The sequence below is a fragment of the Thermomonospora umbrina genome (genome assembly GCF_003386555.1).
Lineage (GTDB): Bacteria > Actinomycetota > Actinomycetes > Streptosporangiales > Streptosporangiaceae > Thermomonospora > Thermomonospora umbrina.
In genome coordinates, this window is sequence record NZ_QTTT01000001.1 from 4,820,151 (window position 1) to 4,838,057 (window position 17,907).

Here is a 17,907-nt window from a genome sequence, read left to right on the forward strand (position 1 = left end):
CGTATCGAGAACGGTGATTTCGCAGGTGGGGATTGGTGGGAGACCAGCGGCACGTCGTGAGATGTGACCACATGTCCGCCCATGATTTGGCACCGCCGATGTGTCGGGCACCCCTCGAAGGGGCGCAAGATCGAGGGTATGGACTTTCTTCGTCCGCCGTCCTGGCACGAGGCGCTGGCGCTGAAGGCGGCGCGTCCGGACGCGGTGCCGATCCAGGGCGGCACCGACGTGATGGTGGAGATCAATTTCGACGTGCGCCGCCCGTCGGCCCTGCTGGACCTCAACCCGGTGACCGAGCTGGCCGGCTGGGAGACCGTGGACGGCAGGCTGCGCATCGGCGCGGGCCTGCCGTACGGCAGGCTGATCGCGGAGTTGGGCGATCGGGCGCCCGGGCTGGCGCAGGCGGCGCGGACGGTGGGGTCGCCGCAGATCCGCAACCGGGGCACGGTCGGCGGCAACCTCGGGGCGGCCTCGCCGGCGGGGGACTGCCATCCGCCGCTGCTGGCCGCCGGGGCCGAGGTCGAGGTGGAGTCGGTCGCCGGCGGGGTCCGGATGATCCCGATCGACGCGTTCTACCTCGGGGTCAAGCGCAACGCCGTCCGCGACGACGAGCTGATCCGGGCCGTGTGGCTCGACCCGGCGCCGGGCCCCCAGCACTTCTCCAAGATCGGCACCCGGAACGCGATGGTGATCGCGGTCTGCTCGTTCGCCGTCGCGCTGCACCCGGGGGAGCGGCGGGTCGGCACGGGCATCGGCTCGGCCGCCCCCACGCCGTTGCGCGCGCCCGAGGCGGAGGCGTTCCTCGCGGACGGGCTGGACGGGCTGGACTGGTCCGGCCCGCTGCCGGAGGGGCTCGCCGAGCGGTTCGGGGAGCTGGTGGGCGAGGCCGTCTCGCCCATCGACGACGTGCGCGGCACGGCCGGGTACCGGCGGCACGCCCTCGCCGTGATGGCGCGGCGGACGCTGACCTGGGCATGGAACGATCATCTGGCGGCTACGGGGATGGTGTCGTGATGAAGGTGACCTTCACCGTGAACGGCTCGCAGGAGTCCGTCGACGACGTGTGGGAGGGCGAGAGCCTGCTGTTCACGCTGCGCGAGCGGATGGGCCTGCCGGGCTCCAAGAACGCCTGTGAGCAGGGCGAATGCGGATCCTGCACGGTCTATCTGGACGGCTCCCCGGTCTGCGCCTGTCTGGTGGCGGCCGGGCAGGTGCAGGGACGCGAGGTCCGGACGGTCGAGGGCCTGGCCGACGGAGGCCGCCTCGACCCCGTCCAGGAGGCGTTCCTGGAGTGCGGGGCCGTGCAGTGCGGGTTCTGCACGCCGGGGCTGATCGTCCAGACGCACGACCTGCTGGCCCGCACCCCGGAGCCGTCCGACGCGGAGATCAGGGAGGCCCTCGCCGGCAACCTGTGCCGCTGCACCGGCTACGAGAAGATCCTCGACGCCGTTCGGCTCGCCGCCTCCCGCAAGGCGGACGCCCGATGAGGACCGTCATCGAGAACGCCCACGTCGTGACCGTCGCGGGCCCCGAGTACGAGAGCGGCCACATCGTCGTCGAGGACGGCCGCATCGTCGCCGTGGGCCCGGGCCCTTTCGAGGCCGAGGCCGAGGCCGAGGAGAGGATCGACGGCACGGGGTGCCTCGCCACGCCGGGGCTGGTCAACACCCACCACCACCTCTACCAGTGGGCGAGCCAGGGCCTGGCCAAGGACGCCACCCTCTTCGAGTGGCTGGTCACGCTCTACCGGCCCTGGTCGAAGATGGACGCCGAGATCGTCCACGGGGCGGCCTCGGCGGGCCTGGGCTGGCTGGCCAAGTCGGGTTGCACGACGACGACCGACCACCACTACATCTTCCCCAAGGGGCGGGGCGATCTGTTCGCCGCCGAGGTGGAGGCGGCCCGTGAGCTGCACATCCGCTTCCATCCGTGCCGAGGGTCGATGGACCTCGGTCGGTCTCGGGGCGGCCTGCCGCCGGACGAGGTGGTGGAGGATCTCGACACGATCCTGGCGGAGACCGACGCGGCCATCGACCGCCACCACGACGCGTCGTTCGACTCGATGCTGCGGGTGGCGGTCGCCCCCTGCTCGCCGTTCTCGGTGACCAGGGACCTCCTCGTCCGGTCGGCCGAGCTGGCGCGGGCGAAGGGCGTGCGCCTGCACACCCACCTCAGCGAGACGCTGGACGAGGAGGAGTACTGCCTGTCCCGGTTCGGACTGACCCCGGTGCAGTACATGGAGACCCTCGGCTGGCTGGGGCCCGACGTCTGGTACGCGCACGCCGTTCACCTGCACGATCCCGACATCCGGCGGATGGCCGACACCGGCACCGGCATGGCCCACTGCCCCAGCTCCAACGCCCGGCTGGGCGCGGGCATCGCCCGCATCACCGACGTCCTGGCGGCCGGCGTGCCCGTGGGGCTGGGCGTGGACGGGGCGGCGTCGGCCGAGATGGTGCCGTTGGCGGGGGAGATCCGCCAGGCCGTGTACATGCAGCGCGCCCGCTCGGGCCCGACCGCCCTGACCGCGCGCCAGGCACTGGAGATGGCCACGCTCGGCGGGGCCCGTTGTCTGGGCCGCGCCGACGAGATCGGCACCCTGGAGCCCGGCAAGCTCGCCGACATCGCGCTGTGGCGCGTCGACGGCTTCTTCGCGGCCGTGGACGACCCCATCGTGGCCCTCGCGTACGGCGGGACCCCGCCCCTGGCCCGGCTGCTGGTCGGCGGTCGAACGGTGGTGGCCGACGACGTGTTGGTCACCGTCCCGCAGGACGTGGTGGCCCGCCGGGGAGCCGACGCCCATCGGAGATTGATGACGCTCGCGAAGGACGTCCTGTAGTCCCGGAGAATGGGTGGGTGCGGGCGTCTCGGCTGGTTTCGTTGGTGTTGCTCCTCCAGGTGCGGGGGGCGATGACGGCGGCCGAGCTTGCTCGCGAACTCGAGGTCTCCGAGCGAACGGTGGCGCGGGACGTGTCGGCGCTGTCGGAGGCCGGGATCCCCGTGTACGCCGAGCGGGGCCGGGCGGGCGGCTACCGGCTCATCGACGGCTACCGGACCCGGCTGACCGGGATGAGCAGGGCCGAGGCCGAGGCGCTGTTCCTGTCGGGCCTGCCGGGGCCCGCCGAGGACATGGGGCTGGCCGACGCCGTGGCGACGGCCCGGCTGAAGGTGCTGGCCGCGTTGCCGCCGTCGCTGCAGGACGCCCCGGCGCGGACGGGTCAGCGGTTCCACCTGGACGTGGCGGGATGGTTCGATGACGGTGTCCCGCCGCCCCGACTGGCGGCGCTGGCCCGGGCGGTCTGGCAGGACGAGACCGTGGTGCTGACCTACCGGCGGCGCGACCGCGAGGTGACACGGACGGCCGAGCCGTACGGGCTCGTCCTCAAGAGCGGGACCTGGTACCTGGTGGCCCGGGTCGAGGACGGTCACCGCACGTACCGGGTGGATCGCGTGGAGGGTGTGGAGGCGACCGGGGAGGCGTTCGAGCGGGACGCGGCGTTCGACCTCAGGGCGTTCTGGAACGAGCGGGCCGAGCGGTTCGTGGAGTCGCTGCTGACCGACGCAGTCACCGTCCGGCTGAGCCCGGCGGGGCGGCGGATGCTGCGGTACGCGGTGGAGCCTCCGGCGGCGCGGCGGGCGTTGGAAGGGGCGGGGGAGCCCGACGGGCGGGGATGGGTGGTCACCCGCCTGCCCGTCGAGTCCGTGGACGTGGCCTACACGCAGCTCATGTGGCTCGGCCCGGAGGCCGAGGTGCTGGAGCCCCCGGAGCTGCGGGTGCGGATGGCGGAGGCCGCCACCCGTTTCGCCCGCCTGTATCAGCGGTAGCCGGTCGCGTCGGCGGGCTTGCCGGCCCCTTCGATCTCCACGATGTAGCGCCAGGCGTCGGGACGGCTGCCGTCCACGTCGGTGAAGCCGTACACCTGCGCGAGCCGCCCGCTGGAGAGGGACCGCCCGTTCCAGCGGGCCACGTCCGGGTCGGCGGCGAGCGCGGCCACGGCGCGACCCACGTAGGCGGGCGACTCGGAGATCACGAAGTGGGGCTGGTCCTTGGTGGCGTCCCGCCAGTTCTCCTCGGTGACCTTGAACAGGTCGAGCATCATCTCCGAGCGGAGCCAGCCCGGCGTCAGCGACACGGCGGTCGCGCCGTGCTCCGGCAGCTCCTTGGACAGGGCGAACGCCATGCGGTTGACCGACACCTTGGCCAGGTCGTAGAAGAACGAGTTCCGGTAGTGCTCGTCGTTGTACTCGGTGGTGCCGTCGGTCACCTCGATGACCAGCCCGCCCGGGTTCCTGATCAGCAGGGGCAGGGCGTAATGGCTGGTGATGATGTGGGTGTCGACGGCCAGCCGCAGGATGCGCAGCCCCTTGTCGAGGTCGTGCTCCCACAGGGAGTCGTCCCAACTGGCGAGCTGATCGCCGCCCCAAATGTCGTTCACCAGGACGTCGAGGCGGCCCTGCTCGCGGTCGATGCGCTCGACGAGGGCGCGGACCTGCTCCCGGTCGAGGTGGTCGCAGGGCACGGCGATGCCCCGGCCGCCCGCGGCGGTGACACGTTCGGCGGTCTCCTCGATGGTCTCCGGCCGGTCCATCTCCGAGCGCCGCTCCCGTGTGGTGCGCCCCGTCACGTAGACGGTGGCGCCCGCCGCGCCGAGCTCGACGGCGATGCCGCGACCCGCGCCCCGGGTGGCGCCGGCGACGAGGGCGATCTTTCCGTTCAGCGTTACGGTCATGCGTCCGATGCTCACACCGAAACCTGACAAGGAGTGTCCGGTTATCTTCCGAACTTGGCCATTGACGCCGTATGCAGGCAAGATCGGGCCGTATGGGAGCACGTAGGTGACCGCGGCGGGATCGGGGGCCGCCCCGCTGGTGCCCGGAGACCCGGAGCGACTGGGGGCGTACGAGCTGACCGGGCGGCTGGGCGAGGGCGGCCAGGGCGTCGTCTATCTGGGGCGCGACGGCGAGGGCCGGCGGGTGGCGGTCAAGCTGCTGCACGCGCAGCTCAGCGGGAACACGGCGGCGCGGTCGCGGTTCGTCCGCGAGCTGGAGGTGGCCGAGCGCGTCGCCGGCTTCTGCACCGCGCAGGTCCTGGACGCCGACATCGTCGGCGACCGGCCCTACATCGTCAGCGAGTACGTCGCCGGGCCCTCGTTGAAGGACCTGGTGGACTCCTCGGGCCCGATGGACCCCGAGGCGTTGATGCGGCTGGCGATCGGCACCGCCACCGCGCTGGCCGCGATCCACCAGGCCGGCATCGTGCACCGGGACTTCAAGCCGATGAACATCCTGATGAGCCCGGAGGGGCCGCGGGTCATCGACTTCGGGGTGGCCCGGGCGCTGGACTCCTCCTCGGTGACCATGACCAGCCAGGTGGTCGGCACCCCCGCGTACATGGCGCCCGAGCAGGTGGCGGGCGACGCGGTCGGTCCGCAGACCGACCTGTTCGGCTGGGCCGGGGTGATGCTGTTCGCCGCGACGGGCCGGCCGCCGTTCGGCGGTGACTCGATCCCGGCGGTGATGCACCGGATCCTCAACCTGGACCCCGACCTGTCGATGCTCCCGCCGAGCCTGGCCGGGCCGGTGGCGTCGTGCCTGGTCAAGGACCCGGCGCAGCGGCCGGGCAGCGACGCGGTGCTGCTCCGCCTGCTGAGCCAGGTGGGCCGGGTGGACACCGCCCGGGAGGTGGAGCGCGACGCCCTGCTGGCCCAGGGCTCCACCATGGTCACCGGGCAGCTCCCGCCCATCGCCCCGCCGCCCGGGCCGCCGCCCGCGACGACGTACCCCATGGCCTCGGGGCCCGCTCCGACGCTCACGCCGTGGAGCACCCAGCCCGCCGCGTCCGCACGGTCCGCCGGGCCGGTGCCGCCCGCCCGGCCGCCCAAGGGCGGGCGCTGGGCCGTCGTCGCGGGCGCGGTGACCATCGTCGCGCTGCTGACCGCCGTCACCACGATGGCGTTCGTGCTGGCCCCCGACGACCGGAGCGGCGGGGGCCCCACCTCGCCGCCGCCGCCCGGCACGGTGCGGCTGGCGTTCCTGGGCGCGCTCACCGGCCCGGGGCAGGCGGTCGGGCAGGCCATGTACCAGGGCGCCAAGGTCGCGGTGGACGAGTACAACGCCACCGGTCCGGAGGTGCGCGTCGAGCTCGGCGCGTTCGACGGCCGGGGCGAGGGCGTCCGCGCGGCGGCCGAGGCCCGGCGGATCGACGACGCCGGGCACATCGGCGTGATCGGGCCCGGGTTCAGCGCCGAGGCGGTGACCGCGGGACCCGTCCTGAACACGTTGAAGATCCCGATGGTGTCGCCGGGGGCGTCGCAGGCGGCGTTGTCGAGGCAGCGTTGGGCCTACTGGCATCGCGTCGTGCCCGGCTCCGACGTCGCGACCCGGTCGCTGGCCGACTTCATGGTCCGTGAGGGCCGGGTGGAGCGCGTCGTCGTGGTCGCGGACGAGAACGCCTGGACCGCCCAGACCACCCGCGAGATGCGCGCCGCCCTGCAGGGGAACGGCGTCGAGGTCACCACCGTGGGGATCAACTCCCGGGCCCCGGAGTTCACCCGGGCGCTGCCGCGCATCCGGCGGGCCGATCCCGACGCGGTGTTCTACGCGGGCTCCTACGACCCCGCGGCCCGGCTGATCCAGCAGGCGCGCAAGGACCGGATCGGCGCCCGCTTCTACCTCACGGACCAGTCGCTGGCCAGGGACTTCGTCACCACCGCCGGGAAGTCCCAGGCGGAGGGCACGGTCATGTACTGCTCGTGCATGGACCCGTCCGACGCCTCTCAGGAGCCGGTCCGCAGGTTCGGCGAGCTGTACCGGAAGGCGTTCCCGGGGCGGACGCCGGGGCTTTACACCGCCGAGGGGTACGACGCGGCGTTGACGTTCCTGTCCGCGCTGAAGGCGGGTCACACGACGCGGGAGGCGGTCAACTCCCACCTGCGGACGGCGAACGTGCGGGGCCTCACCCAGCGGCTGCGGTTCGGGGCCTCGGGTGATCTGGCGGAGCCGTCCACGTACCTGTTCAAGGTGGACGACGGCGTGATCTCCATGATCGGCCCGGCCCGGACCGCGTCCCTCTAGACCTCGTCGGTCGGCCCGGTCGGCGCGTTGGAGGGGAAGTTGAGGCCCTCCTCGATCAGGGCGAAGGCGGCGTCGACGGCCTCCGACAGGGCGCGGTAGCCCAGCCGACCGCAGCGCATGACGTCGGTCGCCGCCTGGAAGGCCGCGATGGCCGTCGAGGCGGCGATGTGCGGGCGCAGGTCGTCGGCGGGGTCGACCCCCATCCGCTCGGCCAGCGCCCCGGTCAGGGCGATCTGCTTCTTCTGCGCGTGCTCCAGGCTGCCGGCCAGGATCGCGGGACTGTCGCGGATCAGGTCCATCAGGCACTGGAACCGGCTGGGGTCGAAGCCCAGCTCGCCCAGCTCACAGGCGCGCGCCATGCTGACCGCCGCCCGCCGCAGGGCGGTGATGACGGGCTCGTCGGCGGGCCGCTCGGCCAGCGCCGCGAACACCGCGTCGTGCTGCTCGGCCTGGAACGTGAGGGCCACGTCCTCCTTGGAGGCGAAGTAGCGGAAGAAGGTCCGCGACGACACGTCCACCGCGTCGGCGATCTCCTCCACCGTCGTCGCCTCGAAGCCCTTCTCGGCGAAGAGCGCGAAGGCGGCGTCGATGAGGGCTTCGCGGGTGCGCTGCTTCTTGCGTTCGCGCCGCCCTACCGCCGCTGCGGCGGCGGCGGTCTCGGTGACGGTCATGGGCGCAGTGTAACCGCGCACACATCCTCCGACAACAGTCAGGCGCTGACTTATGTCGTGAGCTGAATCATGTCTCCAGATGACTACAGTCGTTTGACGACAAGTGTCAGTGCATGACAGTTTGGACCTCGTTCCCACGCAACACCTGTGCCAACGGAGGCCTCCCCATGTCGCATTCCACGAGTCCGGAGGTGCTCGCCCCGGGCCCCCGGAAGCCCGGTGCCGGACACGCCAAAACCGGCCGGCCAGGCCAGGGCCACCCCTGGCTGACGCTGCTCGCCGTCGCGCTGGGCGTGATGATGGTCGGCCTGGACGCCACCGTGGTCTCCATCGCCAACCCCGCCATCGCCGCCGACCTGAACGCCAGCCTGTCCGGGCTCCAATGGGTCACCAACGCCTACCTGCTGGCGCTGGCGGTGGCGCTGATCCCCGCCGGGAAGATCGCCGACCGGTACGGACGCAAGCGGGTCCTGCTCGCCGGGATCATCGGTTTCGGGCTGTCCTCGGTGATGATCGGGCTGTCCGGCGGACTGGGAGCGGTGATCTTCTGGCGGGTGATCCAGGGGCTCGCGGGGGCGCTCCTGCAGCCTGCGGGCCTCGCCATCCTGCGCAACGCCTTCCCCGCCGACAAGCTCAACGCCGCGCTCGGCATCTGGGGCGCCACCGTCGGGGTGTCCATCGCGGGCGGCCCGATCGTCGGCGGCCTGCTGGTCGAGCACGTCAACTGGGAGTCGGTGTTCTTCCTCAACGCCCCGCTGGGCCTGGTGGCGCTGGCGGTCGGCTTCTGGGTGATCCGCGAGTCCCGCGACGAGGAGGACTCCGGCAGGCTGGACCTCCCCGGTGTCGCGCTGCTCTCCGGTTCGCTGTTCGCGCTGGTCTGGGGCCTGATCAAGGCCGGTGAGGACAGCTTCGGCGCCGCGGTGCCGCTGTGGTCCTTCGCCGCCTCCGCCGTGCTGGCCGTCGCGTTCGTGGTCGTCGAACTGCGCACCGAGCACCCGCTGCTGCCGCTCGGGCTGTTCCGGTCGGCGTCGCTGTCGGCCGCGACCGTGCTGATCCTGCTGGGCTTCTTCGCGATGTTCGGAACGATCTTCTTCATCACCCTCTACCTGCAGCAGGTGCACGGCATGAGCCCGGTGGACGCGGGTGTGCGGATGCTGCCGATGACCGGCGTGTTCATCGTCGCCTCGCCCATCGCGGGCGCGCTGACCAGCCGCTTCGGGCCCCGGCTGCCGCTGGCGCTCGGCATGGTGCTGACCGCCGCCGCGATGTTCGGGCTCGCCCGGATCGGGGTCCAGGCGCCCTACGGCGAGCTGTGGCCGTGGTTCGTCCTCATCGGGCTCGCGTTCGGGCTCGTGATCGTCGCCGGCACCGAGGCCATCGTCGGGAACGCGCCCGCCCACCTGGCCGGGGTCGCGGGCGGCCTGCAGCAGACCGCCTCGCAGCTCGGCGGGGTCCTGGGCACCGCGGTGCTGGGCACGATCCTGTCCACCCGGGTCGGCGACGTGCTGTTGGACCGCCTCACCGACGCCGGGGTGCCGGGCGGGGCGGCCCACGGGCTCGCCGAGCAGACCGAGTTCGTCTCCCAGGGCGTCGCGCCGGTGCCGCCGGGCAGCTCCACGTCGACCGCCGAGGCGATCACCAGCGGAAGCCACCTGGCGTTCATGGACGGCTTCCAGAGCGCGATGACCGTGGCCGGTGTCGTGGCCCTGGCGGCGGCCCTGATCGCCCTGCTGGTCAGGCGGGGCGAGACCCCGGTCGAGGGCGCGGCGGTCGTCTGACCGCCGGCCCTCAGGAACCGCTGGTGGGCGACGGGTTCGCGGTGGGGCTGGGCCGGGGCTCCGTGGGCTCGGGCCCGGGGTCGGACGGTGTGGGCGTCGGGGTCGGCGTCGCGGGACCGTCCGGCCCCGGCGACGTCGGCCCCGGGGTCGGGGGCTCGGGCGTCGGGCTCGGCGACCGGCGGTCGGGTGTCGGCGTCGGGGACGACGGATCCGGGTCGGGCCTCGCGGGCCTCTCGTCCTTCGGGTCGTCGCCCGGGTCCGGTGTCGGCGCCCACCGCGAGCGCGGCGGGGGGACCGCCGAGCGCGGAGGCCCGGGCGCGTACGGGCTGGAGGTCGCGGTCTGCGGGTCGGAGGTGTCCGACGCGTCCGAGCCGGTGCCCTTCGACACGCTCGGGCTCGGAGTGATCAGGCTCCGGGTGGCCGCCGGGGTCCCGCTGACGGACTCGGAGCCGAACCCGGAGGTGGGGCTCAGCGCGGTGAGGTCGTTCTCGCCGCCGCCCTTGGCCCCGGCCCAGGCGGCGATCATGCCGATGGCGGCGGCGGCCGACGCGGCCAGCCCGGCGACCGCGCCGAGGCCCCGGGGACGACGGCGGTCGCGCGCGCCGCGGCCCGTCGCCGGGGAGCCGATCACCACCAGCGGGGCGGTCACGGTGACGGAGGGCAGCGCCCGGTCGAGTTCGGCGGCGCAGGCGGCGAGCACCTCGTCGCGCAGCTCCGCCGGCGGCCGGTCGGGGGCCCGGCGGGCCAGCAGCCGGGGGAGGTCGCCCTTCTCGAAGGCGGCGATGATCTCGTCGGCGTACGGCGACCCCGGCTCCCGCATCAGCAGGTCGAGGACGCCGTGCTCCAGCCGCGTGCGGGCGGCCTGCAGGAGCTGGAGGGCCGTGTCGGCGGCGATGTCCAGCACGGCGGCGATGTCCCGGACGTTCAGCCACTCGCCCGCCGACAGCACCAGCACCTCGCGGTGGTCGGCGCGCAGCCCCGCCGCGACCCGCAGCAGCGGATCGGCGTGCCGCCCCGAGGCGGGCGCGAAGGCCCGGTCGAGGGCGCCGTGGTCCATGCAGGCGGAGCGGGCCAGCGCGTACAGCCACAGCACGGCGTCGCCGCGCGGCGGATGCCGCACGGCCGCCACGAAGGCGTCGCGCACGGCGGCCTCGGCCCCCTGCGGCCCGTCCCCCACCAGCGACCAGCAGTAGGTGTGCAGGCGGACGGCGTGCGCGTCGTAGAGGGCTTCCGGGGTCCCCGGCATGTGACCTCCGCTTCTGCAGGGGATACCGGCGCAAGCGCGACGGAGGGAAATCATCGGGCGTACCGGTGGAGAACGGACCTTAGCGCACCCGATCCCCGCTGCCTAGCCCTCGGCGTCAAACCAGTGAAGGATCACGTTCACGGAGATTTCGGGTGTTATGTGGATTTCTGATCCGGTTCAGGAGGGAAGACTCCCCGACCGTTACCTGAGTGGGGGAGGTGGCGGCGGTGAGCCGGCTGACCATAGACGACGTCTACGAGCACATGCGGGGCGTCTGCTTCAAGAAGGGCCCTCCGGGCAAGGTGGGGGCCGAGACCGAGTGGTTCGTCGTAGATCGGAACGACCCGCGCGCGCACGTGTCCATCGAACGCGTGCGCGCCGCCGTGGACGGGGCGGTGCCGCTGCCGGGGGGCAGCAGCATCACCTATGAGCCCGGCGGCCAACTCGAACTCAGCTCGGTGGCGTACCCGGGGCTGATGGACCTGCATCGGGCGCTCTCCGCCGACCTGGCGTGCGTCCGGGCCCGACTCGCCCTCGACGGCCTCGCGCTCTCCGGGCGCGGGGTCGATCCGGTGCGCGGCCCCCGCTTCCAGGCCGACCACCCGCGCTACGGCTGCATGCGGGACTACTGGAAGGGCGGGGGCTTCGAGCGCGACGGCCTCGCGATGATGTGCAGCACCGCCTCCGTCCAGGTCTGCCTGGACATCGGCGCCGACGCGTCCGACGCGCTCAGCCGGTGGCGGCTGGCGCACGCGCTCGGCCCCGTGCTGGTGGCCGCGTTCGCCAACTCGCCGCTGCGCGCCGGACGTCCCACCGGCCAGCGCTCCACGCGGCAGGCGATCTGGAACGCCATCGACCCGGCGCGCACGCTCCCCGTGCTCACCTTCGAGGGCGCCGACCCGTCCGACGCGTGGGCCGCGTACGCCCTGGACGCCCGGGTGATGCTGGTGCGGCCCCGGGACGGCTCGGCCGAGACCTGGACGGGGGCCCCCGGCATGACGTTCCGCGAGTGGATCGAGAAGGGCGAGCCCGACCTCGAGGACCTCGACTACCACCTGTCCACGCTGTTCCCTCCCGTGCGCCCGCGCGGCTGGCTGGAGCTGCGCATGATCGACGCGCTGCCCGCCGCCTACTGGCCGGTCCCGGTCGCCGTCGCCACCGCGCTGCTGGAGGACCCGCAAGCCGCCGAGACGGCCGAGGCCGCGACCCGTCCCGTGGCGGGGCGCTGGGCCGAGGCCGCCCGCGACGCGCTGACCGACCCGGCGCTGGCCCTGGCCGCCCGCCGCTGCTTCACGGCCGCGCTGGAGGCGCTGCCCCGGATCGGCGCCGCCGGTCTGGTGCCGCTGGTGGCCGAGTACTCACGTCGTTACGTCGAACGCGGCCGATGTCCGGCCGACGACCTCGCCGCCGAACACCTGCAGGAGGCCGCCGCATGGCACCGCTGACCGACCTCGACGAGCACGCGCTCAAGGAGCTGATCGCGAACGAGCTGGGCGCCGTCCGCGACCGGAGCCTGGGCCTGACGACCGGCGCGCTGGACGTCGACGAGCTGACCTCGCAGGTCTCGCCGCTGATGTCGCCGCTGGTGTGGGACCTGGCCCACGTCGGCAACTACGAGGAGTTGTGGCTGCTGCGGGAGGCCGCGGGCATCGACCCCATGCGGCCCGAGATCGACACCCTCTACGACGCGTTCGAGCACCCGCGCGCCGAGCGCCCGTCCCTTCCCCTGCTGCCGCCGGACGAGGCCCGCGCCTACATCGGCACCGTGCGGGCCAAGGTGCTCGACTCGCTGTCCCGGGTCCGGTTCCGTGACGACGACCCGTTGACCGCGGGCGGGTTCGTGTACGGGATGGTCGTTCAGCACGAGCACCAGCACGACGAGACCATGCTCGCCACCCACCAACTGCGCAAGGGCACCCCCGCACTGCTCGACCCCCCCGACGGAGCCCTTTCCGCACATGACGGGAGCCTCCCGGCGGAGGTGCTCATCGAGGCGGGCCCGTTCGAGATGGGGACGTCGGACGACCCGTGGGCGTACGACAACGAGCGTTCGGCCCACATCGTGGACCTGCCCGCCTACTACCTCGACACCACTCCGGTCACCAACCGGGCCTACATCGCCTTCGTGGAGGCCGGGGGCTACGACGACCCCCGCTGGTGGCACCCCCAGGGCTGGGAGTGGCGCAACGCCAAGGGACGGCGCGCACCGGGCTTCTGGACGCGCGAGGGCGGCCAATGGCTCCGCCGACGCTTCGGCCGCACCGAGCCGCTTCCCTTGGACGAGCCGGTGCAGCACGTGAGCTTCTACGAGGCGGACGCGTACGCGCGGTGGGCGGGCAAGAGGCTCCCCACGGAGGCCGAGTGGGAGAAGGCCGCGCGCTGGGACCCTGACGCACAGCGTTCCCGCCGCTTCCCCTGGGGCGACGCCTATGAGGAGGGCCGGGCCAACCTGGGGCAGCAGAGGCTCCGCCCCGCTCCGGTGGGCTCGTTCCCCGGAGGGGCGTCCGCCTACGGCGTTCACCAGATGCTCGGTGACGTGTGGGAGTGGACCTCGTCCGACTTCACCCCTTACCCGGGGTTCACGTCGTTCCCCTACAAGGAGTACTCGGAGGTCTTCTTCGGCCCCGACTACAAGGTGCTGCGAGGAGGCTCCTGGGCCACGCACCCGCTGGCCGTCCGGGGCACCTTCCGCAACTGGGACTACCCCATCCGGCGGCAGATCTTCACCGGCTTCCGCTGTGCGCGCGACGCCATGGAGACCCGCTGATGTGCCGTCACCTGGGCTACCTCGGCCCGTCGCGAACCCTGGAGTCGCTGGTGTTCGAGGGGCCGTACTCGCTGGAGGCCCAGTCGTACGCGCCCCGCATGACCCAGGGCAACCTGCTGAACGCCGACGGATTCGGCGTCGGCTGGTACCACGAGGGCCGGGCCGTCCGGTTCCGACGCGCGCAGCCGATCTGGACGGACCGCTCGTTCCGCGAGCTGACCGAGGTCGTCACCGCGACCTGCGCGGTCGCGGCCATCCGCTCGGCCACCACCCGGTTCCCCGTGGACGAGTCGTGCGCCCAGCCGTTCCGGGCCGGCGACCGGCTGTTCAGCCACAACGGCAAGGTCGAGGGCTTCGACGACGTCGAGGACAAGCTCCGGGACCTGGCCGGCGACCTCGCCGAGGCCCCCGACGCCCGCGCGCCCGTCGACTCCGCGCTGATCTTCGGGCTCGCCGCCCGCCGCTGGCGGGAGGGCGCCGGGCTCGCCGAGGGGCTCGCCGAGACCGTCACCGCCGTCGCGGGCCTCGCCGCCGGCCGCTACAACCTGCTCGCCGCCGACGGCACGGCCCTCGCCGCCACCACCTGGGGCGACTCGCTGTTCGTCCGGACGTCCCCGGGCACGGTGTGGATCTCCTCCGAGCCCTTGGACGACGACCCGACCTGGGAGAAGGTCCCCGACCGCTCCCTGGTCGCCGCAGACCTCGACGGCATCCGTGTCACGCCGCTCTGACACACCCACCCCTAAGGAGACCTTCGTGGACCGATTCCTCACCGCCGACGATCTGGAGAAGGCCCTGCGCCAGGACGTCAGGGAGGGGCTGACCGCCTCGCCCAAGACCCTGCCGCCCAAGTGGTTCTACGACGAGCACGGCAGCGCGCTCTTCGAGGAGATCACCCGGCTGGAGGAGTACTACCCGACCCGCCGGGAGCGCGAGATCCTGCGGGCCCGCGCCGGGGAGATCGCGGCCGCGTCCGGCGCCGAGACCCTGCTGGAGCTCGGCGCGGGCTCGGGGGAGAAGACCCGGCTGCTACTGGACGCCCTGTCGGAGGCGGGCACCCTGCGCGCCTACGTGCCGGTGGACGTGAGCGGCGACTTCCTCACCGCCGCCGCCGGCCACATCGCGGGCGACTACCCCGCGCTGGCCGTGCACGCGGTCGTCGCCGACTACGAGCAGCACCTGCACCTGCTGCCGTCCGGCTCCCCCCGGCTGTTCGTCTTCCTGGGCGGAACGATCGGCAACTTCCTGCCCGCCGACCGGATCGCGTTCCTGTCCGGCGTGCGGGCGATCATGGAGGACGGCGACGCGCTGCTGCTCGGCGCCGACCTCGTCAAGGACCCCGAGCGGCTGGTCCGCGCGTACGACGACGGGCAGGGCGTCACGGCGGCGTTCAATCGGAACGTTCTACGCGTCATCAACCGGCGGCTCGACGCGGACTTCGACCCCCTGGGGTTCGACCACGTCGCCGTCTGGGACGCGCACAACGAGTGGATCGAGATGCGGCTGCGCTCGCTCGCCGACCAGACCGTGCGCATCCGTCAGCTCGACCTCACCGTGCGGTTCGCCGAGGGGGAGGAGATGCGCACGGAGATCTCCGCCAAGTTCCGCCCGGACCGCCTCCGGGCCGAACTCGGGGCGGCCGGCCTCTCCCTCGACACCCTGTGGACGGACGAGGCGGGCGACTTCTCCCTGTCCCTGTCCCGCCCGGCGCTCTAGGCCACCGCTCTACGCCACATCGCCTAGGGGGCGCAGCTCGTCCGCGTAGCTGACGGAGAGGCGGCGCATCACGCCCTCGTCGTCGATGGAGTACTGGCCCAGCCGCCACAGCGGCGGTGAGTAGGCGTGCAGGGACACGCTGGCCTCCGCGGCCCCGACCAGCCGGTGGATGTGGTCGGGGCCGAAGGAGAACGACGTCCCCGCCGGGATCACCGCCTCCAGGTGCGCGCCGCCTATCCGGGGGTTGCACTCCTTGAGCGCCCCGGCCACGACCCGTACGGCCCCGGAGGACACGTCGTGGTCGTGCCAGCCGGTGTCGTTGTCGGGCGTCCAGCACAGCAGCCAGACGTCCACGTACTCGTCCCGGTAGAGCGAGGCGAAGTGCCGCCCGTCGCTGGAATAGGCGACGTGGTGACTCCACAGCTCCGGCCGCCCGGCGATGTCGTCGACCAGACGCTGGAGCTCGCGCCTGTCGAGGGTGCGTTCGGGGAGGCCGTCAATGGCCATGGGGGTGCTCCTTTCCGGTCAGTTTCCGGTCAGCAGTCGGCGGGGGTTGACGTTCCTGAAGGCGTGCCGGGCCGCGTCGCCCAACTCCGGGTCCCGGGGGCTCGCGTACGGCCGGTCGGACCCGTGCACGATCACGTCCACGCCGAGCGCCCGCACCACCGCGTCCACGGCGCGCGGCCCGTACGAGGACGTCTCGACGAACGCGTCCATGTCCACCGCGCCCCGTCCGCCGCCGCGCGCGGCGAGACGTTCTCCGTGCAGCGGCGCGAGCCCGGCCAGCATCGTGAAGCACACCCGCAGCCGGGGGTGCGCGGGTCGCCCGAACGCCCGGAACGCGAACCAGGCGGCGTGCATCTGCTGCACATAAGGCACCATCGCCGCCCACCACCCCGGCTCCTCAGGGGCGGGGTCCCGGAGGCCCCGAGGGGCGTGGGCGGCTCCGGGGTGGATGAACAGGGGGAGGTCTCGGGCCTCCAGTACGTCCAGCAGGGGGCCGCAGTGCCGGTGGCCGGCGGCGTCGGCGAGGGCGTCGGCGGGGAGTTGGAGCCCCACGAAGCCGTGGTCCAAGGCTCGGTCCAAGGCGCGTGGGTCGACGTCGGTCAGGCAGGCGGAGGCCCAGGCTGCGAAGGGGGCGGGCAGGGCGGTGGCGTCCTCGTGGTGGGCGGCCAGCAGCGGCGTCGACTCGTTCGGGGGGAGCCACTCGATGCCGAGCGGGGACGACAGGGAGAGCAACGCAACATCGAGGCCGTCGGCGCGGGCCAGGGCGGCGCGGGCGGGAAGTTCATGGTCGGCGGGGTCGACGGAGTAGGGCGGCTCACCGTGGAGATACAGCGTCCACCCCCGGAGAAACGGCGGTTCCCCCCGTGCGCGCAGGGCTTCGACGAGTCGCGGACCCCAGCCGTGCTGATGGACGTCCACACAGGTCATGGAGCGCCCCCGAACGATCGTCGAACCTTACTGAACCGCATCAGTTAACCGCTTCAGTGAACCGCTTCAGACCGACTCCGGTCAAATCGGGCACGCTGGAAACGTCGGCGGCACCCCGTAGGGTTTGTCCCGTGCCTCGACAGCGGAAGCGGGCGACGATCCGTGAGGTGGCGCAGGCGACCGGCCTGTCGCCCGCCGCCGTGTCGTACGCGTTGCGCGGTATCCAGACCTCCGAGGAGACCCAGGAGCGGGTGCGCGCCGCCGCCGAGGAGCTCGGCTACGAGGCCCACCCGATCGCCCGGGCGCTGGCCAGTGGCCGCAGCGGCATGGTGGGCCTGCTGTGCGGCTCGCTGGAGGACTACTGGCAGCAGTCGCTGGCCACCGGCATCGGCCGGGCGCTGGTCGGCCGCGACCGGTACGCCCTGATCCTCGACGCCGCCGGCGACCCCGCCCGGGAGTTGGCCCTGGCCCGCCGGCTCGCGGACCAGCGGGTCGACGGGCTGATCGTGCAGCCCCTGGACCCGTCCGCCGCCCTGTGGTCGGAGCTGGCCGAGACGCTCCCCGTCGTGTCGATCGGCGACGCCCTGCACGGCGGCCTGTCGGCGGGCGAGGTCGTCTTCGACAACCGCGCCGGCGTCACCCTGGCCCTCGAGCACCTGCACGCCTTGGGCCACCGCCGGATCGCGGTGCTCACCTCCACCCGCGCCAGCACCCCCGACCGCCCCGCCGACGTCCACGTCAACGCCGAGGCCGAACGCCTCGGCATCCGGGCCACCGTGATCACCGCCCCCCAGTCCTGGTCCGAGGCCACCCGGGTCGCCCTGCGCACCCTCGCCGCACCCGACCGCCCCACCGCCGTCTTCTGCTTCTCCGACTCGATCGCCTACGGCGTCTACGCGGCCACCCGCGAGCTGGGCCTGTCCGTCCCCGGCGACGTCTCCGTCTGCGGCTACGACGGCCACCCCATGTCCGAGCTGCTCACCCCACCGCTCACCACCGTCGACTGGGACATCGACGGCATCGTCCACGCCGCCGTCCGCGTGATGGTCGACGCCATCGACGGCCGCCCCCGCCGCCGCCGCATCGTCCGCGCCCCCACCCTGTGCACCCGCGACTCCACCGGCCCCGCCCCGACGCCCCACCCGTGACCCCACGGTCGTACGGCCCCCACCAGGAGGCGGTACCACCAGCCCACTTGAGGTGGGTGGCGGAGGGTTGTGC

16 protein-coding genes are annotated in these 17,907 nt (G+C 73.1%); 11 read left to right on the top strand and 5 right to left on the bottom strand.

Annotated features, from left to right (window positions below):
• Positions 1–138 precede the first annotated feature (138 nt).
• The 4 genes from DFJ69_RS21525 to DFJ69_RS21540 are packed head-to-tail and all read left to right on the top strand — an operon-like array spanning position 139 to position 3,825.
• Positions 139–1,014: an FAD binding domain-containing protein gene (locus DFJ69_RS21525; RefSeq protein WP_116024272.1), complete on the top strand. Its 876-nt coding sequence runs from the start codon at positions 139–141 to the stop codon at positions 1,012–1,014.
• Complete coding sequence (locus DFJ69_RS21530; RefSeq protein WP_116024273.1) at positions 1,014–1,487, top strand: (2Fe-2S)-binding protein; 474 nt, start codon at positions 1,014–1,016, stop codon at positions 1,485–1,487. The genes DFJ69_RS21525 and DFJ69_RS21530 overlap by 1 nt, the downstream gene beginning before the upstream one ends.
• Positions 1,484–2,839 (top strand): 8-oxoguanine deaminase, encoded by a 1,356-nt coding sequence (locus DFJ69_RS21535; RefSeq protein ID WP_116024274.1) that lies wholly within the window; start codon positions 1,484–1,486, stop codon positions 2,837–2,839. The genes DFJ69_RS21530 and DFJ69_RS21535 overlap by 4 nt, the downstream gene beginning before the upstream one ends.
• A 17-nt stretch (positions 2,840–2,856) precedes the next feature.
• Positions 2,857–3,825: a helix-turn-helix transcriptional regulator gene (locus tag DFJ69_RS21540; RefSeq protein ID WP_116024275.1), complete on the top strand. Its 969-nt coding sequence runs from the start codon at positions 2,857–2,859 to the stop codon at positions 3,823–3,825.
• On the opposite strand, the gene DFJ69_RS21545 is transcribed toward DFJ69_RS21540, so the two are convergent.
• Entirely contained in the window at positions 3,816–4,730 is a 915-nt protein-coding gene (locus DFJ69_RS21545; RefSeq protein ID WP_116026791.1) for an SDR family oxidoreductase, read from the bottom strand. The two genes, DFJ69_RS21540 and DFJ69_RS21545, sit on opposite strands and share 10 nt — an antisense overlap.
• Positions 4,731–4,836: 106 nt before the next feature.
• Between DFJ69_RS21545 and DFJ69_RS21550 the strand changes: the two genes are divergently transcribed.
• On the top strand, positions 4,837–7,074 hold the full coding sequence (locus tag DFJ69_RS21550; protein WP_116024276.1) for a bifunctional serine/threonine-protein kinase/ABC transporter substrate-binding protein: 2,238 nt from the start codon (positions 4,837–4,839) through the stop codon (positions 7,072–7,074).
• Here DFJ69_RS21550 and DFJ69_RS21555 read toward each other — a convergent pair.
• Positions 7,071–7,745, bottom strand: coding sequence for a TetR family transcriptional regulator (locus DFJ69_RS21555; RefSeq protein ID WP_116024277.1), 675 nt, complete (start codon positions 7,743–7,745; stop codon positions 7,071–7,073). The two genes, DFJ69_RS21550 and DFJ69_RS21555, sit on opposite strands and share 4 nt — an antisense overlap.
• Before the next feature lie 167 nt (positions 7,746–7,912).
• On the opposite strand from DFJ69_RS21555, the gene DFJ69_RS21560 reads away from it, so the two are divergent.
• A complete protein-coding gene (locus tag DFJ69_RS21560; protein WP_116024278.1) occupies positions 7,913–9,523 on the top strand; it encodes an MFS transporter in 1,611 nt (536 codons plus the stop codon).
• A gap of 10 nt (positions 9,524–9,533) precedes the next feature.
• Here DFJ69_RS21560 and DFJ69_RS21565 read toward each other — a convergent pair whose 3' ends face one another.
• Positions 9,534–10,769 (bottom strand): RNA polymerase sigma factor, encoded by a 1,236-nt coding sequence (locus DFJ69_RS21565; RefSeq protein ID WP_116024279.1) that lies wholly within the window; start codon positions 10,767–10,769, stop codon positions 9,534–9,536.
• A 227-nt stretch (positions 10,770–10,996) separates the two neighbouring features.
• On the opposite strand from DFJ69_RS21565, the gene egtA reads away from it, so the two are divergent.
• From egtA to egtD, 4 genes are read left to right on the top strand one after another with little or no spacing between them, the layout of a single operon-like run.
• Positions 10,997–12,214, top strand: a complete 1,218-nt coding sequence (egtA, locus tag DFJ69_RS21570) for an ergothioneine biosynthesis glutamate--cysteine ligase EgtA (protein WP_116026792.1) — start codon at positions 10,997–10,999, stop codon at positions 12,212–12,214.
• Positions 12,202–13,536, top strand: a complete 1,335-nt coding sequence (gene egtB, locus DFJ69_RS21575; RefSeq protein ID WP_116024280.1) for an ergothioneine biosynthesis protein EgtB — start codon at positions 12,202–12,204, stop codon at positions 13,534–13,536. The genes egtA and egtB overlap by 13 nt, the downstream gene beginning before the upstream one ends.
• The gene (gene egtC / locus DFJ69_RS21580; protein ID WP_116024281.1) at positions 13,536–14,267 is read left to right on the top strand and encodes an ergothioneine biosynthesis protein EgtC; all 732 of its coding nucleotides are present in this window, start codon (positions 13,536–13,538) and stop codon (positions 14,265–14,267) included. Before egtB ends, egtC begins: the two co-directional genes overlap by 1 nt.
• Before the next feature lie 25 nt (positions 14,268–14,292).
• Positions 14,293–15,252: an L-histidine N(alpha)-methyltransferase gene (gene egtD / locus DFJ69_RS21585; protein WP_116024282.1), complete on the top strand. Its 960-nt coding sequence runs from the start codon at positions 14,293–14,295 to the stop codon at positions 15,250–15,252.
• A 9-nt stretch (positions 15,253–15,261) separates the two neighbouring features.
• On the opposite strand, the gene DFJ69_RS21590 is transcribed toward egtD, so the two are convergent.
• Positions 15,262–15,759: a cysteine dioxygenase gene (locus tag DFJ69_RS21590; protein ID WP_116024283.1), complete on the bottom strand. Its 498-nt coding sequence runs from the start codon at positions 15,757–15,759 to the stop codon at positions 15,262–15,264.
• Positions 15,760–15,777: 18 nt separating this feature from the next.
• Positions 15,778–16,686 (bottom strand): amidohydrolase family protein, encoded by a 909-nt coding sequence (locus tag DFJ69_RS21595; RefSeq protein ID WP_116024284.1) that lies wholly within the window; start codon positions 16,684–16,686, stop codon positions 15,778–15,780.
• A gap of 131 nt (positions 16,687–16,817) precedes the next feature.
• Here DFJ69_RS21595 and DFJ69_RS21600 point away from each other — a divergent pair, with 131 nt between their 5' ends.
• Complete coding sequence (locus tag DFJ69_RS21600; RefSeq protein WP_116024285.1) at positions 16,818–17,834, top strand: LacI family DNA-binding transcriptional regulator; 1,017 nt, start codon at positions 16,818–16,820, stop codon at positions 17,832–17,834.
• Positions 17,835–17,907: the final 73 nt, after the last annotated feature.

Bases quoted from the DNA above. Each gene is read 5' to 3' on its own strand.
- DFJ69_RS21525 (WP_116024272.1), top strand. From the start codon at position 139: ATGGACTTTCTTCGTCCGCCGTCCTGGCACGAGGCGCTGGCGCTGAAG.
- DFJ69_RS21530 (WP_116024273.1), top strand. From the start codon at position 1,014: ATGAAGGTGACCTTCACCGTGAACGGCTCGCAGGAGTCCGTCGACGAC.
- DFJ69_RS21535 (WP_116024274.1), top strand. From the start codon at position 1,484: ATGAGGACCGTCATCGAGAACGCCCACGTCGTGACCGTCGCGGGCCCC.
- DFJ69_RS21545 (WP_116026791.1), bottom strand. From the start codon at position 4,730: ATGACCGTAACGCTGAACGGAAAGATCGCCCTCGTCGCCGGCGCCACC.
- DFJ69_RS21555 (WP_116024277.1), bottom strand. From the start codon at position 7,745: ATGACCGTCACCGAGACCGCCGCCGCCGCAGCGGCGGTAGGGCGGCGC.
- DFJ69_RS21560 (WP_116024278.1), top strand. From the start codon at position 7,913: ATGTCGCATTCCACGAGTCCGGAGGTGCTCGCCCCGGGCCCCCGGAAG.
- DFJ69_RS21565 (WP_116024279.1), bottom strand. From the start codon at position 10,769: ATGCCGGGGACCCCGGAAGCCCTCTACGACGCGCACGCCGTCCGCCTG.
- egtB (WP_116024280.1), top strand. From the start codon at position 12,202: ATGGCACCGCTGACCGACCTCGACGAGCACGCGCTCAAGGAGCTGATC.
- egtC (WP_116024281.1), top strand. From the start codon at position 13,536: ATGTGCCGTCACCTGGGCTACCTCGGCCCGTCGCGAACCCTGGAGTCG.
- DFJ69_RS21590 (WP_116024283.1), bottom strand. From the start codon at position 15,759: ATGGCCATTGACGGCCTCCCCGAACGCACCCTCGACAGGCGCGAGCTC.
- DFJ69_RS21595 (WP_116024284.1), bottom strand. From the start codon at position 16,686: ATGACCTGTGTGGACGTCCATCAGCACGGCTGGGGTCCGCGACTCGTC.